The organism is Micromonospora sp. AMSO12t (genome assembly GCF_008806585.1).
GTDB classification, from domain to species: Bacteria; Actinomycetota; Actinomycetes; order Mycobacteriales; family Micromonosporaceae; genus Micromonospora; species Micromonospora reichwaldensis.
The window spans coordinates 69,905-92,144 of sequence record NZ_WAAS01000001.1; the positions used below are offsets into that span (position 1 = coordinate 69,905).

Annotated in this window: 23 protein-coding genes; 5 read left to right on the forward strand and 18 right to left on the reverse strand. The window is 72.2% G+C overall.

Features of this window, described 5'->3' with window-relative positions:
* Window positions 1-71: 71 nt before the first annotated feature.
* From F6X68_RS00275 to F6X68_RS00300, 6 genes are all read right to left on the reverse strand, one after another.
* A complete protein-coding gene (locus tag F6X68_RS00275; RefSeq protein ID WP_151452306.1) occupies window positions 72-1,169 on the reverse strand; it encodes an FAD-dependent monooxygenase in 1,098 nt (365 codons plus the stop codon).
* A complete protein-coding gene (locus tag F6X68_RS00280; RefSeq protein ID WP_225851846.1) occupies window positions 1,166-3,154 on the reverse strand; it encodes a LodA/GoxA family CTQ-dependent oxidase in 1,989 nt (662 codons plus the stop codon). The genes F6X68_RS00275 and F6X68_RS00280 overlap by 4 nt, the downstream gene beginning before the upstream one ends.
* A gap of 257 nt (window positions 3,155-3,411) precedes the next feature.
* Window positions 3,412-3,606, reverse strand: a complete 195-nt coding sequence (locus tag F6X68_RS00285) for a tetratricopeptide repeat protein (RefSeq protein WP_225851847.1) — start codon at window positions 3,604-3,606, stop codon at window positions 3,412-3,414.
* An 85-nt stretch (window positions 3,607-3,691) separates the two neighbouring features.
* A complete protein-coding gene (locus tag F6X68_RS00290) occupies window positions 3,692-4,945 on the reverse strand; it encodes an MFS transporter (protein ID WP_151452307.1) in 1,254 nt (417 codons plus the stop codon).
* A 4-nt stretch (window positions 4,946-4,949) separates the two neighbouring features.
* Window positions 4,950-5,534, reverse strand: a complete 585-nt coding sequence (locus tag F6X68_RS00295) for a winged helix-turn-helix domain-containing protein (protein ID WP_151452308.1) — start codon at window positions 5,532-5,534, stop codon at window positions 4,950-4,952.
* Between the two features lie 443 nt (window positions 5,535-5,977).
* Window positions 5,978-6,313, reverse strand: coding sequence for a hypothetical protein (locus tag F6X68_RS00300; protein ID WP_225851849.1), 336 nt, complete (start codon window positions 6,311-6,313; stop codon window positions 5,978-5,980).
* Between the two features lie 218 nt (window positions 6,314-6,531).
* Here F6X68_RS00300 and F6X68_RS33330 point away from each other — a divergent pair, with 218 nt between their 5' ends.
* Window positions 6,532-6,705: a hypothetical protein gene (locus tag F6X68_RS33330; RefSeq protein WP_192581207.1), complete on the forward strand. Its 174-nt coding sequence runs from the start codon at window positions 6,532-6,534 to the stop codon at window positions 6,703-6,705.
* A 47-nt stretch (window positions 6,706-6,752) separates the two neighbouring features.
* On the opposite strand, the gene F6X68_RS00305 is transcribed toward F6X68_RS33330, so the two are convergent.
* From F6X68_RS00305 to F6X68_RS00325, 5 genes are read right to left on the reverse strand one after another with little or no spacing between them, the layout of a single operon-like run.
* On the reverse strand, window positions 6,753-7,028 hold the full coding sequence (locus F6X68_RS00305) for a ferredoxin family protein (protein WP_151452310.1): 276 nt from the start codon (window positions 7,026-7,028) through the stop codon (window positions 6,753-6,755).
* Complete coding sequence (locus tag F6X68_RS00310) at window positions 7,025-7,756, reverse strand: GntR family transcriptional regulator (RefSeq protein WP_192581208.1); 732 nt, start codon at window positions 7,754-7,756, stop codon at window positions 7,025-7,027. Before F6X68_RS00310 ends, F6X68_RS00305 begins: the two co-directional genes overlap by 4 nt.
* Window positions 7,753-8,535, reverse strand: a complete 783-nt coding sequence (locus F6X68_RS00315; RefSeq protein ID WP_151452312.1) for a thiamine pyrophosphate-dependent enzyme — start codon at window positions 8,533-8,535, stop codon at window positions 7,753-7,755. The genes F6X68_RS00310 and F6X68_RS00315 overlap by 4 nt, the downstream gene beginning before the upstream one ends.
* A complete protein-coding gene (locus F6X68_RS00320; protein ID WP_151452313.1) occupies window positions 8,532-9,611 on the reverse strand; it encodes a hypothetical protein in 1,080 nt (359 codons plus the stop codon). Before F6X68_RS00320 ends, F6X68_RS00315 begins: the two co-directional genes overlap by 4 nt.
* Entirely contained in the window at window positions 9,608-10,177 is a 570-nt protein-coding gene (locus F6X68_RS00325) for a 2-oxoacid:acceptor oxidoreductase family protein (protein WP_151452314.1), read from the reverse strand. The genes F6X68_RS00320 and F6X68_RS00325 overlap by 4 nt, the downstream gene beginning before the upstream one ends.
* A gap of 104 nt (window positions 10,178-10,281) precedes the next feature.
* Here F6X68_RS00325 and F6X68_RS00330 point away from each other — a divergent pair, with 104 nt between their 5' ends.
* Together F6X68_RS00330 and F6X68_RS00335 are read left to right on the forward strand one after the other, a co-directional pair.
* Entirely contained in the window at window positions 10,282-11,421 is a 1,140-nt protein-coding gene (locus F6X68_RS00330; RefSeq protein WP_151452315.1) for a zinc-binding dehydrogenase, read from the forward strand.
* Entirely contained in the window at window positions 11,418-12,911 is a 1,494-nt protein-coding gene (locus tag F6X68_RS00335; RefSeq protein WP_151452316.1) for a class I adenylate-forming enzyme family protein, read from the forward strand. Before F6X68_RS00330 ends, F6X68_RS00335 begins: the two co-directional genes overlap by 4 nt.
* A 12-nt stretch (window positions 12,912-12,923) precedes the next feature.
* Here F6X68_RS00335 and F6X68_RS00340 read toward each other — a convergent pair whose 3' ends face one another.
* Window positions 12,924-14,558: a class I adenylate-forming enzyme family protein gene (locus F6X68_RS00340; RefSeq protein ID WP_151452317.1), complete on the reverse strand. Its 1,635-nt coding sequence runs from the start codon at window positions 14,556-14,558 to the stop codon at window positions 12,924-12,926.
* Between the two features lie 73 nt (window positions 14,559-14,631).
* Here F6X68_RS00340 and F6X68_RS00345 point away from each other — a divergent pair, with 73 nt between their 5' ends.
* On the forward strand, window positions 14,632-15,033 hold the full coding sequence (locus tag F6X68_RS00345) for a thioesterase family protein (protein ID WP_151452318.1): 402 nt from the start codon (window positions 14,632-14,634) through the stop codon (window positions 15,031-15,033).
* A gap of 98 nt (window positions 15,034-15,131) precedes the next feature.
* Here the strand turns inward: F6X68_RS00345 and F6X68_RS00350 are convergent, their stop codons facing one another.
* Window positions 15,132-16,724: a class I adenylate-forming enzyme family protein gene (locus F6X68_RS00350; RefSeq protein WP_151452319.1), complete on the reverse strand. Its 1,593-nt coding sequence runs from the start codon at window positions 16,722-16,724 to the stop codon at window positions 15,132-15,134.
* On the reverse strand, window positions 16,717-17,589 hold the full coding sequence (locus F6X68_RS00355) for an SDR family NAD(P)-dependent oxidoreductase (protein ID WP_225851851.1): 873 nt from the start codon (window positions 17,587-17,589) through the stop codon (window positions 16,717-16,719). The genes F6X68_RS00350 and F6X68_RS00355 overlap by 8 nt, the downstream gene beginning before the upstream one ends.
* A gap of 252 nt (window positions 17,590-17,841) precedes the next feature.
* Here F6X68_RS00355 and F6X68_RS00360 point away from each other — a divergent pair, with 252 nt between their 5' ends.
* Complete coding sequence (locus F6X68_RS00360) at window positions 17,842-18,438, forward strand: TetR/AcrR family transcriptional regulator (RefSeq protein ID WP_151452320.1); 597 nt, start codon at window positions 17,842-17,844, stop codon at window positions 18,436-18,438.
* 17 nt (window positions 18,439-18,455) lie between these two features.
* Here F6X68_RS00360 and F6X68_RS00365 read toward each other — a convergent pair whose 3' ends face one another.
* The 4 genes from F6X68_RS00365 to F6X68_RS00380 form a co-directional block, all read right to left on the reverse strand.
* Window positions 18,456-19,271: an SDR family NAD(P)-dependent oxidoreductase gene (locus tag F6X68_RS00365; protein ID WP_151452321.1), complete on the reverse strand. Its 816-nt coding sequence runs from the start codon at window positions 19,269-19,271 to the stop codon at window positions 18,456-18,458.
* Complete coding sequence (locus tag F6X68_RS00370; protein WP_151452322.1) at window positions 19,271-20,488, reverse strand: acetyl-CoA C-acetyltransferase; 1,218 nt, start codon at window positions 20,486-20,488, stop codon at window positions 19,271-19,273. The genes F6X68_RS00365 and F6X68_RS00370 overlap by 1 nt, the downstream gene beginning before the upstream one ends.
* Window positions 20,489-20,498: 10 nt before the next feature.
* The gene (locus F6X68_RS00375; RefSeq protein WP_151452323.1) at window positions 20,499-21,221 is read right to left on the reverse strand and encodes an SDR family NAD(P)-dependent oxidoreductase; all 723 of its coding nucleotides are present in this window, start codon (window positions 21,219-21,221) and stop codon (window positions 20,499-20,501) included.
* A 67-nt stretch (window positions 21,222-21,288) separates the two neighbouring features.
* Window positions 21,289-22,155, reverse strand: coding sequence for an LLM class F420-dependent oxidoreductase (locus tag F6X68_RS00380; RefSeq protein WP_151452324.1), 867 nt, complete (start codon window positions 22,153-22,155; stop codon window positions 21,289-21,291).
* Window positions 22,156-22,240 lie beyond the last annotated feature (85 nt).

Below are 22,240 nucleotides of genomic sequence, written 5' to 3' on the forward strand. Positions count from 1 at the left end.
CGCCTGGAGGAGCTGCCGGTAGGCGGATGCGGCACCGGCGTGCTGCCCGAAGACCGTGGCCGCGGAGATGACTACCGGCGCCGGCGCCAGAAGGGGCGCGAGGTCCACCGCTGTTCCCTCTTGTACGCGTCGCGGTGGTGGCGGCGGTACGCCGCCCGGATCCTGGCAAGGTTCGCGGCGTACTCCGGTAGGGCGTCACGCTCGCCGCGGAGGTGCCGGTCGATGGCTCGGCCGGCGACGAGCCCGGCGTAGAGGGCGGTGAGGATGCCCTGGCTGGAGAGAGGGTCGAGGGCGATGGCGGCGTCACCAGCGGCGATCCACCCGTCGCCGTACGGGAGGGTGAGATGGCTGCTGTGGGCGGCGACCCGCCGCGGTGGGGACCATTCTCCGACATCCTGAACAGGAGCCGTCACATGGTGGAGCCTGGCCAGCAGCGCCCGGTACCGGACCGGCCGGTGCAGGTCCGCCGGCGCCAGATCGGCATCGGTGAAGTAGGTGAGCACCCGGTGCCCGTTCGGAGCGGGCGCGGCGTACCACCACCCGTCGGGCGCCGCCTCGACCAGCGAGGCGGCCGGGACCGGATCGGCTGCGGGAACTCGGACTTCGACGCCGATGAGCCGGTCGGTGGTCTGGTAGTGGCCGCCGTGGCGACGGGCGATGGCCCCGGCCCGGCCGGTCGCCTCGACCAGCCACGCGCACCTGACCCGACGGGCCCCCGTTGCGGTGCGCAGCCGCAGAGTCCACGCACCGCCCGGCTCGCGCACGGCCTCGGCGACCCGTGTGTCGTCGAGGGCCCGGGCTCCGGCGGCCACGGTGGCCGCGCGTAGTTGGCGGTCGTAGAGCGGCCGGTCCAGGTGCCAGCCGTGCCCATACGGGTCGAGAATCGTGTCGACACGGGCAAGGGTTTCCGAGTCCCAGGCCGAAAGGTTGGCCAGGCACCGTTGGTGGCCGCCGGCCGCGTCCGGAGTGGGCAGGCCAAGCTCGTTCAGCATGCGGCGGGCCGCCCCGGGCAGGGCCTGCCCGGCCCGCGGCGTGCGGTGGCCGGCGTCGGCGAGCAGAACCGATCGGCCGGCGCAGACCAGGGCCGCGGTGGCGGCGGTACCGGCGGGACCGCCGCCGGCCACCACGACGTCGTACCAGGAATCGGGCGGCGGGCCGCCTTCGCTCACCGCTGGTCCCGGTACGGGCTGACCTTGTCGAAGCGGCCCACCAGCACCTCGTCGGAGTCGAACGGGCTCTGCTCGATGACGTATCCGACCTCGTCATCGGAGACCCCTGCACCGTCGGCCGTCTCGGGCACGTGCAGGGCGATCAGGTTTCGGGTGTACGGCACCTGGTCGAGGTCGAGCAGTGGCGTGGACTCCACCCGCATGACAGCGGGAAAGGTGCCGTCGTCAGGGCCGTCGCGGGTCTCCACGATGCCGAGCTTGGACCAGACCTCCACCATCTGCTTGTGCTGCTGCTCATCGTCGCCGTGCAGCGCCCGGAACCACACCGCCCGCTGCTCGAATGCCTTGCGCCGCACCTCGATGTCCTGGTGCGTGTCCATGACCGTGCGGTAGTCGGCTTCGGTGAGCACATGGTTGGGCACGGTCGCGGGCCACCACGTCGGCAGGTACGGGTCGAACCCGGCGGTGAAGCCCATCTCCTCCTGACTGGCGTAGCCGGAACGGCACTCAGAGGTGTCGGTCTGCCACGGCACGGCCATCCAGCGGATGAGGTCGCCGGGAGCCTGGGCGTACAGCGGGCCGTCCACCGCCATCGCGGTCTGCGGGGTCAGCCAGGGCCCGTAGAACGGCTCCTGCCAGCCGCTGGGCCGGTGCCGGATGCGGAAGCGGCCCTGGTACATCGACGGATGCCGGATGGGCCAGGTCACCTCGCAACCCGGGTGGAACGCGTCGGCCAGGCAGAAGTCGAGCGCCGCGCGGTCGAGCGTCTCCGGTTGCAGATCCAGTGCCACGTCACGGAACTGCCTGCCGGAGGCGGGCGGGTCGCCCGGCACGAACCTGCCCGCCGCCCAGTAGCGGAACATGCGGTACTGGGCGGGTGACAACGTCACGTGGTGGCGCACCGAGCGGGGCGGCACCGACATGGCGTCGCCGTAGATCCATGGCCACGGCACCGGGGAGATCCCGTCCCGGTCGATGTGGCGCAGCGCCGTGTAGATCTGGGTGCGCAGCTCCGCGTACTGCTGATCGGGACGGGCGAGCTTGGCCATGACGGAGTCGTCGAGAAAGTAGTCGGCCCCGCCCCAGCCGAACCGGGTGGCGAACCCGTGGTTGACCCATTGAAGCTCGGTCATCCGGCGCAATACGGGCGCGATGTGCTCGTGGAACGACACCTCGGGAAAGGGCAGCACACCGCTGGCGACGTGCATGTCGAACAGCAGGTCGTACAACGTGCGCACGCTCTTGACGCCGGGCGCGTAGTCGGGCGGTCCGACGATGACCCATGCCGGATCCACCGGTATCTCGCGGCCGTCGATGGTCACTTTCGCGGTCACGGGTCCGTCGGAGACGTCGTCGTGCCAACCATCGTTGTTGGCATACGACTTCAGCGTCTCGTACTTCTTGTCGTACGGAGCGGCGGCACCCTTGCCGCCGAGGACCAGCAGCCGCCCTTCCTCATCGGTGTGCAGCTCGCCGAGATAGACGGGGATGCCCATGAACTTTCCCGTGTCGAAGACAGCACCGGTGCTGACATTGACACCACTGACCTCGCGGGGACCGGGCTTGATCTCCAGCCGGTCACGCTCGGCGCGCGGCACGTCGGCGTTGCGCAGCTCGGCGTTCTTGGCCTGCTCGGCTTCGGGGATGTCCATCGCCAGCCGGAACTGGTACCAGGCGGCCTTCTTGTTGGCCAGCTCGACGCTCCAGCGCAGGGACGTGCCCTCCTGGGGAAGGATCTCCTTGACCACTTGGCCTTTGGCGTTGTACCCGTACACCCGGAACCGGGCGGCCTGACGTTTGATCGCCCCGGACCGGTCCCGGTAGAAGCCCGGTTCACGAGGCGGAGGATCCGGCATCTCCGGGCCGATGAAATACTCACTGTCGCTGTTGCCTACCCGCGCCACACCGATCGCCGGGTGAACAGCCGCGCGGATGATTTCCTCTGCCATTAGAATCTTTCGCTTTCCAGCTGACGGAACAAGCATCCACCAGGAGATTAGCGAGCTGCGGAGGCTTGCATTCGGCGAACGGCGTCAGGCGGCGGATCTGGTGCTGCTCAGCGGGATCAGGCCGTGTCCCGCAGTCGGGTGCAAAGACCGACCACCCGCCTTCTCCACCAAACTGACCACACCCGCTCGGCGCGGCCACCCGTCTGAGATGTTCGGGCTCCTTGGCCGCTCGGGGCCACCTCGCCGCCCAGCGATACGACCGGCTACCAGAAGCCCTCTTCGGCAGCGTGCCCCTACGTGGAGGTCAACTCCTGCGCCAGCCGATCCAGACCGCCCTTGATCAGCTGCGCGTACGCGTCATCGCCAAGCGCGCCGATCCCCGCTTGCGCACGCTGGAGGCACTCGCGGGCACGGCCGAGGTCGCCGAGCTTCCGGTAACACTCACCCAGGTTGAGATGCAAGGACGGGTACAGAGCGGCCACCGACATCGGCACTCCAGCCTGCGCAACCCGGTCAGACGGGCCGGGTGGACGGCGGCGAGGCCTGGTTGACTGTGCGACATGACCTTGTTGGTCAGGTCGCTCGTGCCGTCGCCTTCAGGGTTATGTTGCGCACGGGTCCGCTGGTAATGCAGGCGGCAGCGCCGGCGAGTGCGAGGGCGGCGGCGGCGAGGAACGCGGTTCGTAACCCTGCCTGGTCGGTGATGAGTGCGGCGGCTGCGATGGACAGTGGGGACACGCCAACGGTGGCGAGGGCGAACAGGCTCATGGTGCGGCCGAGAATGTCGGGGGGTGTGTCGGCTTGGATGATCGGTAGGACGATCCCGGCGACGGCACCGCCGACCGCGCCGAGGGCAACCGAGAGCGTAAGGGTGGCCGGTAGGTCGACTGCGGCGGGGAAGAGGCTCATGACGATGGCGCCGGTGCAGGCGGCGCCGGCGACGACGAGCCCTGGTGCAGGTAGGCGTCGGATGATCACGAGGACTAGTGCAGCTGCTGCGGCGCCGGCGCCAAGGGCCGCCATCAGCCATCCGAGGCCTTGAGCTCCCCACTGTCGTTCGGCGGCGAGGGCTGGAAACGCGGTGTTGATGACCCCGTTTACCGCGAACTCAAGCAGCGCGACCAGTAGGAGCAGGTTGCGTATCACGGGCTTGCCGAGGGCGTAGCGGAGCCCTTGCATCGCCTGACGGACGACGCCACCGGCACCGTCTTGATGCTGAGCCACAACGGGGCGGATGCGTAGGGCTGTCAGGGCTGCGGCCGACACGGCGAAGGTGGCCGCGTTGACGGTGAAGGAGGTGGACGGGCCTCCGATCGCCAGGAGGAGGCCGCCGAGAGGAGCGCCGATCAGGACGGCGGCGCGGGTGCCGAGTGCGCGCAGGTTCTGGACTCGGACGAGTTGGTCATGGGCTACGACGAGTGGGGCGAGGGCGTTGGTTGCGGGATAGAAAAGTGCGTCGATGACGCCGAAAATCAGTGCGAGAGCCAGGAGCAGGAGGATCGTTGCACCGGCGGCGGCGATCACGGCGGCCGCGAGCATGAGCAGGGCACGCAGGATGTCGCTGCTGAGGGCGACGCGTCGAGGGCCGAGGCGGTCGACGAGCGTCCCGCCCAGGAGCATGAAGAGTGCGCGGGGCACGGCGCCGGCGGCGAGGACCAGACCGGCGCCGGCTGGACCTGCTTCCTGTACGGCGGTCCACGCGATCGCCAGGAAGAAGATCTGGTCTCCGATGAGGGAGACCGGCTCGGCGGTCAGCCAGCAGAGCAGCCGCCAGCGCGGTTGGTTCGGCGTGACGACGGCGGATGAAGTCTTTGTGGCCTCGGTCATGAGGTCACCTCATTGGGAAGGCATGGACGAACACGAACATGCTGCGCGTCGCCTCTTCAGCGGCAGGGGCAGCGCTGTCGGTCGGACGGCTGTTGTCCCGAAAGCGCAGGAGCACCTCGGTGAGTTGCTCGCGCAGGAGATCCACCTCGGCGCGGCTCAGGTTGAGGACTATGTCGGAGCCGAACGCGGCGGCGCGGAACTCGTCCTCGGCGTCCGGACCGCTCGCGAAGAACTCCTGCAGATGCTCGAAGTGGATGCCAGCCTGGCCACGGTGCAGGACCTCCATGTCACTCACCGTGTCGGATCCGAGACTGTCGGCAGTGAAGGAGAGGCCCTGGGTTGATCGCTTCCAGTAGCGCTCCCGGCCTCGGGCGGGGGCCGCGTCGTCCTCCTCGAGCACACCCAACTCGGCCATCCGCGAGAGATGGTAGAAGGCCAGCTGAGCAGTGGTTCCCACATCCTTGGCCAGGCTCGTAGCAGTCGCCGAGCCGCGCTTGGCGAGTGCGTAGTACAGGCGCAGGCGCAGCGGGTGGGAGAAGGACTTCAAGACCCCCACCTGGGCCACTCGCCTGGGTTGCTGTTCGTCCACAGTGTGCACGATATGTGACGGACAGGCCTTATTCAAGAGTTCTTGAATTAATCGCCGATCGAAGTTTCAGGATTCCTTTTACAGGACCCCTTGACCCACTAAATCGATGCGAGCTAGCTTCACCTCGCGGCCGCACCCATTGACACATCTGGCTCTCTACGGGGGATGTGCTCCACGTGTTCGACGACGCCCCCATCGCCACCACTGCTGGTGGACCGGCAGACCGCAACGTGAACGTCATCTGCTGACCTTCTCCTTCGGAGAGGCAGTAGATCCACAGAGGCCGGGTACCGCTGTATAAGCGGCACCCGGCCTCTGTACGACCTGATCGCTGCCATCCGCGCGTTCATCGACGGCTACAACGAGCGCTGCCAGCCGTTCCGCTGGACCAAGACCACCGACCAGATTCTCGTCAAGGCCCAGCGCACCCCTTCCGCGTGACGTTAGAGATCACGCCAAACGTGCGGCTCCTGGTAGGCATGCCACCCGCGAAAGAACCACTCCGTCAGATCCCGCAACCGCTCCAGGCAATCCTGGTAGTACTGCGCCGGCTGCGGCCGAGGGAAGTTCGGGTGCGCGGTCCACTCCGCCACGAAGTGTGAGACCTCGTAGAACCCCTCAGCCACCCAGCGCGGCAGGTCGTCATGACTCTCGTACTGCTCACAGCCCACCCGCATCGCCTGCTCCAACCGGCTGAACGCCGCCCGGTCCCAGACGAGTTCACAGCGCAGTCGGAGCAGGAAGCTCCCCTCCACGGACTCGAACTCTCGCCTCAGCACCCTCAAAGCGTCATCCACGTCTGCATCGTGGCAGCCCGGTACGACGACTCGGCACCGTCAAACTTATTCAGACACGCGACACTATTGCGGCCAGACCCACCGCCGGACGACACTTCGGGCAAACCACCGAGACGCGGTTCGACGCCGGGCGTCCGCGAGTTGCCGGCACTCGGATCGGACTCCTCGGTGGATACGGGCAGCAGCATGACCGGTTCGTCGTGGGCGAACTGAATGGCGAGGTGATGCGCGTCGTCGGCGAATACCAGCTGGTTCTACCGGACGGGGCTGCGCTTCCGGCTCGCGTGACGGTGGTCGGCCGCGGTCCGGTGCTGCACCTGATCACCGCCGAGCGCTGGTACCAACTGAGCCTGGACGCCGCTCCCGCGAGGTGACCGATATGGGCGTCACGGGGTCCTGCTCGGCGGCGAAGACGGCAGCGTCATCGGGCGGCGCGGTCCGGCCCCCCGTCCGTCCTGGCCGGCGTCAGCCGGTAGACCGAGAAGACGAAGTCGGGGCAGACCATCTGGCACGCGGTGCAGCCGGTGCAGCCCGGTGTCAGCTCCGGAAACCGGTAGCCCATCTCGTTGACCTCGTCGGACATCACGAGCACCTCGGGCGGGCAGGCGATGACGCACAGCTCGCAACCCTTGCAGCTCTCGACGTCGATGACCAGGGTGCCCCGGCTGCTTCTCGTCGCGTTCTCCGGTGCCGTCACGGGCGTACTCCTCCGGTCGTGGCCCGCACGATGCCGAGCAGTCGGGCCCGGTCCCCGGTGGCGGGCGGCGCGGCCTCCGCCGCGAAGACGCCGCGTCGTTGCAGCGCCCGCACCGCGTTCTCGGCCGTCATCAACACGTGGTCGAGGCTCGCCTCGGCGGCGGCCTCGGGATCGCCGGCCGTCAGCGCCGCGTGTTCGCGGCGCAACGCGGCCCGTTCCTCGTCCATCGCGTCCTCGATCGAGAACCTGGCCGCGACCGGCACCAGACCGCTGAAGGTACGCAGCAGCGCCCTGAGGTGCGGCCCGGCGGCGGCGAGGTTGACCACCTTGCGGAACTCCCGGGCCAGCCGCTCGAACTCGTCCACCTGGTCGCAGCCGCCCAGCGCCTCGATGAGCTTGTCGAGCGTCTCGCGCAGCCCGGCGTCGCCGGACGTGGCCGCCCGGCTGCTGGTCAGCGCGCTCAGCATGCCGTACAGCTCGAACGCCTCGCGGACCGTGCCCGCGTCGAAGGCGGAGACGAACGCGCCCCGGTAGTGCGGCATGCTCACCAGGCCGTCGCGCTCCAACTGCATCAGCCCCTCCCGGACCGGGACCCGGCTGACGTCGAGGGTGGTGGCGATGCTGTCGAGGTCGATCCGGTCACCGCTGCGCAGCGTGCCGTCGAAGAGCAGCCCGAGAATGTGTCCGGCGACGGCCTCACCCGCCTTCGCCCGTACCAGTGCCGTCATGTGACCAACTCCCCGAGTGGATAGCTCTGCTCCAGCGACCCGCCAAGATAACCAGGGCCCTCGCCGGCCGGCACGAACCATCCCGTGGGGCACATGGTGAGGATCTCCACCAGGCTGAACCCGGCACCGGAGAGCTGCGTCTCGAAGGCGCGGCGCAGCATCCGTTTCGTCTGGGCCACCCCACCGGCGGTGGAGACCGCGCCCCGGGCGACGTAGGCGCTGCCCTGCAACCCCGCGACCAGATCGGCCACCGGGATGGGGTATCCGTGCGCCTCCGCGTCCCGACCGGCCAGGCTGGTCTTGGTCCGCTGGCCGAGCACGGTGGTCGCGGTGAGCTGGCCGCCGGTGTCGCCGAAGACGCCGTTGTTGAGCATGACGCAGGTGATCTTCTCGCCCCGGGCGGCGGCGTGCAGGACCTCCTGGAGCCCCTCGTTGGCCATGTCGCCGTCGCCCTGCATGGTGAACACGGCGCACTCCGGCCGGACCCGCTTGATACCGGTGGCGCAGGAGGGCGCCCGGCCGTGCAGGCACTGGAGCACGTCGACGTCCATGATCCGTACGAAGCTGCCGTAGCAGCCGTGCCCCACCACCCCGATGGTCCGCTGCACGATGTCGAGTTCCTGAAGGACCTCCAGCAGCAGCCGCAGCGCGACCGGCTCGCCGCAGCCCGGGCAGAGCGAGTGCTCGCCGAGGAGCAGCGACGGTCGTGGGTCGGCCACCTTGCGGGCGGGCACCGAGGGCGGGCCCGACGTGTCGATGACGATCTGTTCCCGGGTCATGCGGAGGCACCTCCGGTGAGTGCGGCGAGGATCCGGTCCCGGATCGCCGGCGCGTCCATCAGGTCGCCGTAGGCGAGGCCGGACTCGGCGATGCTGACTCCGCCGATGAACCGGACGGCCGAGCGGTCGGCGGCGTGGATGCGGACGTCGTCGAGCATCTGCCCGGCGTTGAGTTCGAACACGAGCACCCGGCGGGCCCCGGTGGTGGCGGCGGCCAACGCGTCCCCGGGGAACGGCCACAGGGTCACCGGCCGGAACCACCCGATCCGGTGTCCCTCGGCGCGCAGCTGCTCGACCACGTACTCGACGAAGAGCGCCGCGGTGCCGAAGGCCACCACCACCGTCTCGGCGTCCTCGACGTGCGCCTGCTCGAACCGGGCCTCGGTGGCGGCGATGGCGTCGAACTTGTCGGCCACCGCCCGCCAGTGCCGGTCCGGGCCGGGGCCCGGGTCGGTCGCCTTGCCCATCGCCCAGGTCCAGACCTGGCGGGACCGGCCGGTGCCGCCGCCCGTGCCGTCGAGCACCCAGTCCCGCTCCGGCAGCGGCCCGTGGTCCTGGGGCGCCACGGTGACCGAGACGCGGGTCTGGGCGATCAGGGGGTCGCCGTACAGGATCACCGGGGCGCGGTACAGCTCGGCGAGGTGGAAACTCAGTTGGGTGTGCGCGACCGCCTCGGTGACGTCCTTCGGCGCGAGGGTGATCGTCCGGTAGTCCCCCCAGCCGCCGCCGCGCGTGCACTGGAAGTAGTCCTGCTGGTTGCGGGCCATGTTGAAGACGACGAACGGGGTCTGGTTGAGCGCCGCCTCGGCGATCGTCTCCTGCATCAGGGCGATCCCCTGGCCGCAGGAACCCGTGGCGGCCCGGGCGCCGGCCGCCGCCGCGCCGAGCACCATGTTGACCCCTTCGATCTCGCTCTCGGCGTTGACGCACACCCCACCGGCCGCCGGCAGCTCGCGCGACATGCTCTCGAGCAGGCCGGTGAACGGCGACATCGGGTAGCCGGCGAAGAAGCGGCAGCCGGCGGTGATCGCCGCCGCCGCGATGGCCGCGCTGCCCTCCAGCAACTCCCGGGTCACGACGTCACCCCCACCGGGGCGCCGACCGCCACCGCGGGCACGGCGGCGCCGGCGGCGAGCGCCCGGGCGTTGGCCGGGGCGTGCTGCCGGCGGTACGGCGGCAGCAGCTCGGTCATCGCCTCGACCAGCGCCTCGGGGTCGACCGCCCGGGCGACCGCGTTGTACGCCCCGAGCAGCACGAACCCGATCGCCTGGGGCGCGTCGACGGACTTCGCCACGGCGCTGGCGTCCACCGGGTACACGGTCGTCTCGGGCAGGCTCGCCGGGTCGACGAGCGGCACGTTCACCACCGCCGGCCCGCCGGGGCGCAGCCGCGCCAGGGCCGGCTCGCTGAACCGGTGGTGGACGACGATTGCCGACCAGGCGGCGGCGAGCACCGGCAGGCTCCGCAGCGGCGCGTCGCCGATCACCACGCCGGCCCGGGAGGGGCCGCCGCGCATCTCGCCGCCGTAGTCGGCGGTCAGCATGGCGTACCGCCCTTCGCGGGTGGCGGCGAGCGCGAGGGTCTTGGCGAGTAGCTGGATGCCCTGACCGCCGACGCCGGTGACCACGAGTTCACGCTCCATGCGGTCCTCCCCAGCTGAGTCCTTGACCTTGTTTGGATATTAGATACAAAATTCAATCGGCAAGGCAAGGGCCGTCCCGACCCCCGCCCGTCGGAAGGAGCACGATGCGCGCCGCCGTCCTGCACGGCTTCGGCGACCTCCGGGTCGACGAGGTGCCCGATCCGGAGGTCGGCCCCGGTGAGGTGCTGATCGACGTCTCGTGCGTACAGCCGAGCGTCACCGAGTGCATGCTGATCGCCGGTGAGCCGATCGCCCTGCACCGACGGCTGGCCGAGGCGCTGGCGGACGGCCCGGTCCGCTTCGGGGGGCACGAGTTCTGCGGGGTGGTCGGCGCGGTCGGCGCCGGGGTCCGGAACTACCGGCCGGGTGACCGGGTCACCGCCGTCGAGACGCTGACCTGCGGGCGCTGTGCCGCCTGCCGACACGACCGCGCCGACGCCTGCGTCCGGCCCGAGTTTCTGGGCTTCACCCGCCCGGGGGCGCTGGCCGAGCGGGTGGTCGTACCCGAGAGCGCCGTGGTGCCGATCCCCGCGGGGGTGAGCGCCACCGCGGGCGCGGCGATCCAGCCGCTCGCCGGGGCGCTGCACGCCCACGCCCTGGCCGCCGTCGCGCCGGGCGAGAGCGTCCTGGTCCTCGGCGCCGGCGTGATGGGCCTGCTCGCCGTCCAGGTCGCCCGCCGGGGCAACGCCGGCCTCGTCGCGGTCAGCGGCCGGAGCCCGGCCAAGCTCGCCCTGGCCCGGCGGTTCGGCGCCGACCTCGTCATCGACGCGACGACGGACGGCACCGAGGGGGACCATCCGGTGCTGACGGCGATCCTGGCGGCGACCGGGGGCGTCGGCGCGGACGTGGTCGTCGAAACCGCGGGCGGGTCACCGGGGCACGGCCTGTCCGGCGTGGACACCCTGGAGCTGGCCGCCCGCTGCGCCCGCCGGGGTGGCCGGGTGGTCGGCGTCTCGGTGCTGCCCGACGGCGCGCCGGCGCCCCTCGGCCTGCTCCGCGAGCGGGCGGTCTCCCTGCTGCATCCCCGTTCCGGCGCCGGCGGATACTCCCCCTCCGGAACCGTCTTCACCCAGGCCCTGCGCCTGGTGGCCCGCTCCGACGTCGACGTGGAGTCCCTGGTGACGCATCAACTGACCGGCATCGAGGCCATTCCGGAGGCGGTGCGGATGACCCGGGACAAGACGAGGTACGGCGCGATCAACCCCGCCCAGGTCCGGCTCGGCGCCGGCTGGGGGCAGCCGTGAGCCTGCTGATCGGCGAGATCGTCCGGCTGACCGCCCGGATGACCCCGACCGCCGTGGCGGCCACCCTGTGCGGCCGACGGATCACCTTCGGCGAGCTGGACCGGCAGGCGAACCGCACGGCGAACGCCCTCGCCGGGCTGGGGGTGCGGGCCGGCGACCGGGTGGCCTGGTCGGCGGCGCCGACCCTGCGTACCCTCGACGGTTTCGTCGCCTGCGCCCGCCTCGGGGCGGTCTTCGTACCGCTCAATCCGGGCCTCTCCCCCGTCGAGACCGAGGCCGTGCTCGACTACCTGGAGCCCCGCCTCCTGGTCAGCGACCGGACGGACGCGCCGGCGGGAGCACCGCTGGCCGGCCTCGGCGGGGCACCGGGCGCCGGTGCCGACCTCGACGCGCTCACCGCCCGGGCGGCGGCCACCGCGCCGGCGGGCGCCGACCGGCTGGCCGACACCGACCCGCACATCATCTACCTCACCAGCGGCAGCACCGGTCAGCCGAAGGGCGCGCTGGTCAGCCACCGGGCCAGCTGGCTGCGCGCCGCGCCGGGCGGCGGCACCTTCACCGCCGCGATCCGCGGCCCGGGCGGCGTGTTGTGCAGCTTCCCGCTCTACCACTACGGCGGCTGGCACTACGTGCTGGAGGCGTGGCAGAACCGGACGGCCGTGCACCTGGTGCCCCGGGCCGACGCGGCCCGGCTGATCGACGTGGTCCGCACCGAACGGCCGGCCGCGCTCTACTGCATCCCGGCGGTGTGGGAGCGGCTGCTCGACAGCGAGCACCGGCGGGCCGACCTCTCCTCGCTGCGGCACGCCGACACCGGCACCTCGGCCCTGCCGGCCGATCTGGTCGCGCGGATCAAGGACCGGTTGCCCGGCACCACCACGACCATCCTGTACGGCTCCACCGAGGCCGGTCGGATGAGCGCGCTGCCGGACGCGGACCTGGCCCGGAAGCCGGGCAGCGTCGGCCGGCCGGCCTTCCCGGGCGCCCTCTGGGTGGCCGCCGAGGGCGTCGGACAGGTCGGCGAGGTGCTGGTCACGGGCCCGGCGCTGATGTCGGGCTACCACCGGTTGCCCGCCGAGACGGCGGCCGCTCTGCCGGACGGCGTCTACCGATCGGGCGACCTGGGCCGCCTGGACGAGGAGGGCTACCTGCACCTCACCGGCCGGGTCCGGGAGGTGATCCGGACCGGGGGCGAGTCGGTCTCGCCGGTCGAGGTGGAGGCGGCCCTGCGCGGCCTGGCCGGCGTCGTCGACGTGGCCGTGGTCGGCCTGCCCGACGACCGTTGGGGCGAGGTCGTCTGCGCGGTCCTGGTGCTGGCGCCCGGCGCCACCCCGCCGGACGTCGGCACGGTACGCGGCCACGTCGCCGGTCGGCTGGCCGGTTTCAAGCAGCCGCGCCGGGTGGTCGTGCTGCCGGCCATCCCGCGCACTCCCGCCACCGGCCAGGTGCAGCGGTCGCGCATCCGGGAGTCGCTGCGGAGCGCCTCGTGACGGCGGGCGGGGTCAACCGGCGCGGAGCCGGGCGCGGAGCTCGGCCTTGGCGATCTTGCCACCGGAGCCACGCGGCAGGTCGTCGACGATCTCCAACCGCTCCGGCCAGTTCTCCTTGCTGACACCCCGGTCGGCGAGGTGCGCGCGCAACCCGTCCAGGTCGAGCGTGGCACCGGGACGCGGGACCACCACCGCGCACACCCGCTCGCCGTACGTCGGATCGGGCACCGCCACCGCCGCCACCATGGCGACCGCCGGGTGCGAGCCGACCTGGTCCTCCACCGCCGCCGCGCTGACGTTCTTGCCGCCCCGGATGATGAAGTCCTGCTTGCGGTCGACCACCCGCAGGTAGCCGTCCGCGTCGCTGGTGCAGATGTCCCCGGTCAGCATCCACCCGTCGGGGGTGAAGAGGCGTTCGTTGGCCGCCGGGTCGGCGAAGTAGCCGAGGCAGGTCGCCGGGCCGGCGCAGGCCGCCTGGCCGGGGCCGCCGGCGGCGGTGACGTCGGTGCCGTCCTCCGCGAACAGCCGGACGTTCATCTCGTCGATCACCCGGCCCGCCGTCCGCAGCCGCGCGTCGATGTCGTCGTCCATCGTGGTACGCGACAGCGCCCCGGTCTCGTTCGAGCCGAAGAACTGGAGTACGCGGGCACCGGTACGGCGCTCGAACTCGGCGGCCCGCTCGAAGGGCACCGCCTCCCCGCCGGTGAACATGCACCGCAGCGAGCTGAGGTCGTAGCGGCCCGGGTCGGCGTTCAGCATCATGATGAACTGCGTGCTCACGCAGCAGAGCACGGTCACCCGTTCCCGCTCGATGAGCTCCAGCGCCCCGGTGGCGTCGAACCGGGGCATCACCACCGTCGGCGCGCCGAGCAGGGTGGGGGTGAAGTTGGCCGTCCACTGGGCGAAGCCGTACGGGGCGGGGATCAGGGTGAGGAAGACGTCGTCACCGGTGAGCGCGCCGGCCTCGACGGCGAGCTGGTGGTAGTACATCCACCGGTTCTGGTTGTGCACCACGCACTTGGGCATGCCCGTGGTGCCGGACGTGCCGTTGAGCAGGTGGATGTCGCCGAGGCCCAGGGTCCGCTCGGCGATCAGCGCCCGCTCGGCGTCGGTCGGGCCGGGCCAGCCCGCCTCCGTCACGGTCGCCGGCAGCTCCAGCCGGACCCGCAGCGGCAGACCCTCGACCAGCCCGGCGACCGGCGTGCCCCGGTGCTCGGCATGGCTGATCAGCGCGGTGGCGCCGCTGGTGGTGAGCAGGTGCCGCACCTCCAGCCGGCCGGCGCGCGGCCCGACGGCGACCACCACCACTCCCGCCTTCAGCGCGGCCAGATAGGCCACGTGCACCGCGACGCCGTCCGGGAGCAGTACGCCGACCCGCTCGCCGCGCGCGAGACCGTGCCGCAGCAGCACCGCGGCCAGCCGGTCGGAGAGGTCGTCGAGGCCCTGCCAGGTGACCCGGTCGGCCCCCGCGACGAAGGCGGCCCGCCCGCCGATCAGGCCGGCGTGCCGGCGTACCCGGTCGACCAGGGTGTCGTCGCCCCACCGACCCACCTCGGCCAGCCGCTGCGCGACGTAGCGCTCGTGGGCGCTGCCGGCGACCGGGGCCGTTCCGGGTGGGAAGAGAGCCGCGACCTCGTTCACCTGCATCGTCACCCCTACCAAACAAGCGCTTGTTTATGGCATTCTGTGGCCGTACGACGAGACGTGTCAAGGAGGCGGGATGCAGATCTGGCGAACCCCGGAGACGGTCGACCTACTGACCGCCGCCGTCGCGCCCGGCGACCGGATCGACCGATCGTTCGAGGTCGGCGCCGGCATGCTCACCGACCACGTGCCCGGTTCGCCACCGGTGCTGTCCACCCCCGCCCTGATCGGGCTCCTGGAGGACACCGCCGCCGGCATCCTGCGCCCCCGCCTCGCTCCCGGCGCCTCCTCCGTGGGCACCTGGATCGGGGTGCACCACCGCGCCCCGGCGCTGAGCGGTGACCGGGTCGACGTGGCGGCGACCGTCGCCACCGTGGCCGGCCGGTGGATCACCTTCGACGTGACCGCCTCCGTCGCCGGCCGCGTCATCGGAAACGGCCAGGTCACCCAGACCCTGATCCGGGCCACGAAAGCCTGAGTCACCCCGGCCTGCGCCGGCCGGGAGCAAGCCGAGAGGGGCAGGCAACGCCGAGGCCGCCCGACCCGGGCCAGGCCCGCCCCTCGCCCGCGAAACGGTCAGAGCAGGGCCCGCAGGGCCGCCTTGTCGACCTTGCCACCGACACCCAGCGGCAGGGCGGGCAACCCGACCAGCCGCTCCGGCCAGTTGACCTTGGACACGCCCGTCGCATCCAGGTGGACCCGCAGCTCGTCGAGGGTCAGCTCGCCGCCGTCGCGGGTCACCACGAAGGCGCAGACCCGCTCCCCCAGCACCTCGTCCGGCATGCCGAGCGCAGCGACCTGGGCCACGCGGGGGTGTCCGCCGACGGCCTCCTCCACCACCGGGGCGCTGACGTTGTGCCCGCCACGGATGATGAAGTCCGCCGTGCGCCCGGTGATCGACAGATACCCGTCCTCGTCCAGCCGCCCCAGGTCACCGGTGCGCAACCAGCCGTCGGGGCGGAAGAGCAGCCGGTTGGCTGGCTCGTCACGGAAGTACCCGGGGGCGCAGCCGGGACCGTTCACCGCCACCTGGCCCGGGCCGTCGGGCACGTCTTCCCCGTCCGGGCCGAGCAGACGTACCCGCATCGCCGGCACCGGCCGTCCGGCGGTGCCCAACCGCGCCGGGCGGGGGTCGGCCACCCGGGTCACCGAGATCGGCCCGGCCTCGTTGGACCCGTAGAACTGGAGCACGGCACAGCCGGTGCGCTCCTCGAACTCCATCGCCCGGTGCGCCGGCACCCGCTCGCCGCCGGTGAAGAGGACCCGCAGCGAGGAGAGGTCCCGCCGGGCGAACGACTCGTGGTTCAGCAACATGATGAACTGGCTGGTCACGGCCGCCAGGACGGTCACCCGGTGGCGCTCGATCAGCTCCAGCGTCCCGGCCGGGTCGAACTCGGCGGCCAGGACGGTGGGGAACCGGTACCGGGCCGGCACGACGTGGGCGCTCCAGAGACCGAAGCCGTACGGGGCGGGCAGCGCGCTGAGCACCACCTCGTCCGGACCGAACGCGCCGGCGTCGGCGGCCAGCGCGGCGAAGTACTTGCGCACGTTCATGGTCTGCCGCACGCACTTGGGTCGCCCGGTGGTGCCCGAGGTGGAGTTGAGGAAGAACAGGTCGTCCGGGCCGAGGCCACGACCCTCCAGCAGGTCGACGGCGGCGGGCACCGACGGCATCGGCAGGTCGACGCCGTCGCGGCGCAGCACCGGCTGCCCGCCGACCAGATCCAGTTCCAGGTGTGCGGGCGCGCCGGTGGCGTGGGCGATCTCCGGACCGGGCCGGCCCCGGTGCACGGCCCGGCTGACCAGCGCGACGGCCTCGGTGTGCCGCAGCAGGTGGCTGATCTCGGCATCACCCGCCCGGGGCCCCAGCCCCAGCGTGACCAGCCCCGCCCGCTGCGCGGCCAGGTACGCGACGTGCGTGAGCGCGCCCCCGGTGAGCAGGACGGCCAGCGGTCGCTCCGGCGGCAGGCCGGCGAGCACGTACGCGCCGGCCAGCCGGGTCGCCGCCTCGTCGTACTCCCGCCAGGTCAGCGTCCCCTCCGGGGCGTGGAAGGCCACGGCCTCCGGTGCGGCTACGGCGTTGCGGGCCACCAGGTCGGCGATCGTCTCGGCGTCCCAGGAACCGTCGGCGTGGTACTGCTCGATCGTCGCCGCGGAGAACTCAGACACCTGCCCCACCGTCCATTCGTAGCACCGCACCGGTGGCGAACCGTGCCTCCGGTGAACCGAGATAGGCGATCGCGCCCGCGATCTCCTCGGGTTGGGACACCGGCGGGTCGACCAGTGCCCGGCCGTGCGCCAGCAGCCTCGGGTCGGCGGCCGGCACCGGCGCCAGGTTCCGGGTCAGCCCGGTGTCGATCGAGCCGGGGCAGACGCAGGTGACCCTGACCCCCGCCGGGGCGTACTCGACGGCGAGCGCCCGGGTCAACGCGACCACCCCGCCCTTGGCCGCCGAGTACGCGGCGCTGTAGCGGTATCCCCGCACCCCCGCCAGCGACGAGACCGTGACCAGCGCGCCACGGGCCGCGCCCAGGTGCGGCAAGGCCGCCCGCGCGGTCAGGAAGGTGCCGGTCAGGTTGACCGCCAGCATCCGCTCCCACTCGGCGAGCGGGACGTCGGTGGTGTGGCCGAAGGAGGCCACCCCCGCCGCGGTCACCACCAGGTCCAGGCCGCCGCCCCACGCGAGGGTCCGGTCCACCGCCTCGCCGACCGCCGCCTCGTCCCGGACGTCCCCGGCGAGTGCCAGGCCGGCCGGGCCGAGGCCCGCGTCGTCGGCGTGCAGATCCAGGCAGGCCACCCGGGCGCCCTCGGCCGCCAACCGGCGCGCGGTGGCCCGGCCCAGCCCTGCGGCGGCGCCGGTGACCAGCGCGATCCTGCCCTCGTACCGGCCCCTCATCGGTCCGCCGCACCACCGTCGGCCGGCGCCGCGGCCCGCCTCCTCGTCGGCCGGGGCCGGTGGGGTCGCGTCCACGGTCATGCGGTTCACCGCCTGGAGGTCGAGCGCGTCGTCCTCGGTCATCCGCTCGTCAGCCATCGCCGCCTTCTCGCCGCCGGTCGCCCTGCCGTCCGCGGTCGGCCCACCCGCATCGGCTGGATCAGCACGACTCGATGTTCAGGGCCGCGCGCGCTAAAACTTACCAAGCGCTTGGTTGGTTACGCTACCCTGGATCCGGAGCGATCCGACCCGTCGATGCCGCCGGTACACTCTCGGGGGCCGTCCGGCGGGAAGCCCTTCCGACGTCCAACGACCAAGACCCTGTTCCGTCGAGTCTGTCTGCGAGAAAACATGGCGCGAGAGCCTGGAGTCCGGCGCGAGGCGATCCTCGGCAGCGCCGCCGCCCTGTTCGCCAGCAAGGGGGTGGCGGCGACCACGGTCCGGCAGATCGCCGACGACGTCGGCATCCTCTCCGGCAGCCTCTACCACCACTTCGACTCCAAGGAGTCGATGGTCGACGAGATCGTCTCGTCCTTCCTCCGGGACCTCCAGCAGCGCTACGCGCAGGTCCTGGCACAGGAGACAGACGCCCGCCAGCGCCTGCACGACCTGATCGTGGCCTCGCTGGAGGTCGTCGAGGCACACCCGCACGCCACGGAGATCTACCAGAACGACGTCAACTACCTGTTGCAGTTCGACCGGTTCGACTATCTCCGCAACGCCGGCCGGGAGGTGCAGACCGCCTGGCTGACCGTCATCGAGGCCGGCCTCGCCGAGGGCACCTTCCGCGCCGACGTCGACCCGAAGATCCTCTATCGACTGATGCGGGACGCCGTGTGGTTGTCCGTACGCTGGTTCAAGCCCAGCGCCGACCACCCCACCTCCCGCCTCGCCGAGGACTGCACCTCGCTCTTCCTGGACGGCCTGACCAACCGCGCCAGGAACTGACCGACCGGGCACGGCGACTAACGGTGCCGGCCGAGGTCGCCGGCGAACGCGTCGGCCACCGCGGCGACCGTCCACCGCGACATCCGCACGCTGGCGGCCTGCCTGGGTGGCGTCACCAGCGACAACTCGTCGCCGTCGATCCGGACGACCTGACCGGAGACGCCGGCCGCCGCGTCGGAAAGCAGATGGATGACGGCCGGGGCGTTGCTGGCCGCGGACTTGCCCACGTTCTGCCCCCGCGCCCGGTCGCCCAGGTGGCGCTCGAACGCCTCCGCCATCCGCGTGTGCGCGTTGGGCGAGACCGCGTTGACCCGCACCCCGGTGCCGGCCAGGTCCGCCGCCCAGCACCAGGTCAGTGAGGCGACTCCGCCCTTGCTCGCACCGTACGCGGCGAGCGCCGCCGTGCCGGCCTGCGCGCCGGAGGTCACGTTCACCACCGAACCGGAGCCCTGCGCCAGCATCGCCCGGATCGCGTGCAGTCCGCAGTGGGCGGTGCCGAGCAGGTTCACCTCCACCACCCGGCGGAACTCGTCGGGGTCCTGCTCGCGAGGGTCCGCCAGCCGGAACAGCCCGGCGTTGTTGACCAACCCGTCGATCCGTCCGTACGCCTGGCGGCAGGTGTCGATCAACCGGCCGGCACCGGCCCAGGTGGCGATGTCCGAGTCGTCGGCCAGCGCCCCGATCGAGGCGGCCACCGACGCGGCGACCGTCGTGTCGACGTCGTTGACCACGACCGAGGCGCCCTCGGCGGCGGCGAGCCTGGCGTACGCCTCACCCAGCCCCCGACCGGCGCCGGTGACGACGACCGCCTTGCCGGCCAGCACGCCGGGCATCAGGAGAGCCGCTCGATGATCAGCGCCATGCCCTGACCGCCCGCCGTGCACATGGTCACCAGGCCGAACTGCCGGTCCCGGAACCGCAGCCCGTTGACCAGGGTGGTGGTCATCCGGGCCCCGGTCATGCCGAACGGGTGGCCGAGCGCGATCGCTCCGCCGTGGACGTTGAGCCGGTCGGGGTCGACCCCCAGCATCCGGTAGCTCGGGATCACCTGGGCCGCGAACGCCTCGTTCATCTCCACCAGGTCGATGTCGCCGATGGCGAGCCCGGCGTGGGCCAGCGCACGTCGGCTGGCCTGCACGGGACCGAGGCCCATGATCTCCGGGCTGAGCGCGGAGACCCCGGTGGAGACCACCCGCGCCAACGGGGTCAGGCCGAGCTCGCGGGCGCGTACGTCACTGAGCACCACCAGGGCGGCGGCGCCGTCGTTGAGCGGGCAGCAGTTGGCGGCGGTGACGGTGCCGTCGGGACGGAAGACCGGCTTCAGGGCGGCGACCTTCTCCAGGGTGACCCCGGCGCGCGGGCCGTCGTCGCGGTCGACCACGGTGCCGTCGGGCAGGGTGACCGGCGTGATGTCGGCGGCGAAGAAGCCGTCGGCGATCGCCCGCTCGGCCAGGTTCTGGCTGCGTACGGCGAATTCGTCCTGCTCCTGGCGGCTGACCCCGCAGTGCTGGGCCACGTTCTCGGCGGTGTGCCCCATGGCGATGTAGACGTCGGGCTCCAGCCCGGCGGAGCGCGGGTCGGACCACTGCCCGCCGTCCTGGGTCAGAGCGGCGGTGCGCTGCTCGGCGGCGGCGTAGCGGGGGTGGTGGGTGCCGGGCATGCCGTCGGCTTTCCCCCGGTCGTAGCGGGAGACCATCTCCACGCCGGCGGAGACGAAGGCGTGCCCCTCCCCCGCCCTGATCGCGTGCAGGGCCATCCTGGTGGTCTGCACCGAGGACGCGCAGTAGCGCTGCACGACGGTGCCGGGCACCTCGTCCAGACCTAGCCGCAGGGCGAGTATCCGGGCCAGGTTGTAGCCCTGCTCGCCGGCCGGCTGGGCGCAGCCCAGCAGGACGTCGTCCAGGGTCCGCGGATCCAGCGCGGGGACCTGCGCCAGGGCCGCCCCGGTGATCTCGGTGACGAGGTCGTCGGCGCGCATCCCGACCAGTGAGCCCTTGCCGGCGCGACCGATCGGTGAACGGGCCGCGGCGACGATGACAGCTTCCGGCATCGGTTCTTCCTCACTGAGTGACCGTCCAGCCGCCGTCGACCGGCAGCAGAACGCCGTTGAGATAGCCGGCGAGCGGCGCGAGCAGGAAGAGCACCGCGTGGGCGACCTCCTCCGGCCGGCCGGGGCGCCCCATCGGGTTGCGGGCGACGAGGTCGCGGCCGAGGTCGGTGGCGGCGAAGCCGGCGGTACGGGGGGTGTCGATCAGTCCCGGCGCGACCGCGTTGGCCCGTACCGCCGGGGCGAGCCGGGTGGCCAGGTGTCGGGTGTAACCGGCGATCGCCGCCTTTCCCGCGCAGTACCAGGCGGAATCGGTGCCGACCAGGTTCCCGGCGACCGAGGCGACGTTGACGACCGCCGCTCCGGCGCCGGGGCGGCCGGCGAGCCACGCGTCGGTGACCGTCCGCACGCTGCCCACGGTGAGCGCGAGTGCCCGGTCGAAGTCGAGGTCGGTGCTGCTCGCCGGGCCGGCGTTGTTGACCAGGTAACGGGCGGGGCCGCTGGCGGCGAGCGCCGCCCGTACCGCCGCGGGATCGGCCACGTCGACGGTCAGCGCGAGGGCGGCGCCACCACCGGCGACGATCTCGTCCGCCGTTCCGGCGACCGCCCGGTCCTGGACGTCCCACGCGGCCACCCGCAGACCGGCGGCGGCGGCCAGCAACGCGGTCGCCCGGCCGATCCCGCTGCCGGCGCCGGTGACGACAACCGTCTCACCGGCCGGAAAGGCGAAGTCCATGAAACGAACCTAGCAAGCGCTTGGTTGAATAGCAACGGTCCGGCGTTCGCCGCGCCCCGCACCGCCGTCACTCTCCCAGGATCTCGCGCCGGTACCTGTCGATCGTCGTGGCGAGCAGTTCCGGGTCCCGGGGGTCGGCCCGGATGACCACCCGCGCCACGCCCAGCTCACGCAGGGCGTCCGCCTCCGCCCGGGTCCCCGGGCCCCGTACGGTCACCGCGACCTCGACCGGATCCCGGCCGAGCGCCGCGCACTCGGCGCGGAGCCGGTCCAGCAGCCGGGCCAGGGCCGGCACGTCCACGCCGAGGGGATAGAAGTCGGTGGCGAAGCGGGCGGCGCGGCGCACCGCCGCGACGCTGTGCCCGCCGACCATGATGGGGACCCCGCCCGGTCGGGTGGGCCGTGGCGCGCTGTGCACCGCGTCGAAGCGCACGGCAGAGCCCTGGTGGCTGGCCGGTGCGCCGGTCCAGAGGGCGCGCAGCACGTCGAGATACTCGTCGGCGAGCCGGCCCCGCCCGGTGAACGGCACCCCGACCGCGTCGTACTCCTCGCGGAGCCAGCCCACGCCGACCCCGGCTATCAACCGGCCGCCGCTGAGCACGTCCAGCGTGGCCAGCCTCTTGGCCAGGCCGACGGGGTGGTGCAGGGGAAGGATCAGCATGGCCGTGCCGAGCACCAGCCGGCTGGTGTGCGCCGCCGCGAAGGTCAACCACTCCAGCGGGTCGGGGATGTCGTCGGCGGGCCCCAGCCCCATCCGGCCGCTCGGGTCGTAGGGATAGTCGGACCGGTAGGTGTCCGGCACCACCAGGTGCTCCACCGCCCAGACCGACTCGCAGCCCAGTTCCTCGATCCGCCGCACGAAGGCCGCGGTGACGCCGGGGTCGGCCGCGCCGCGCCCACCCAGCACCGGCATCACGCCGAGCTTGAACCCCATGCCGACAGCCCACCAATCCCTTGCTCGGCAGTGACCGGGCCCTGGCCAGCGACCGGGCCCGGTTCGTCACCGGCCAACTGCTCGC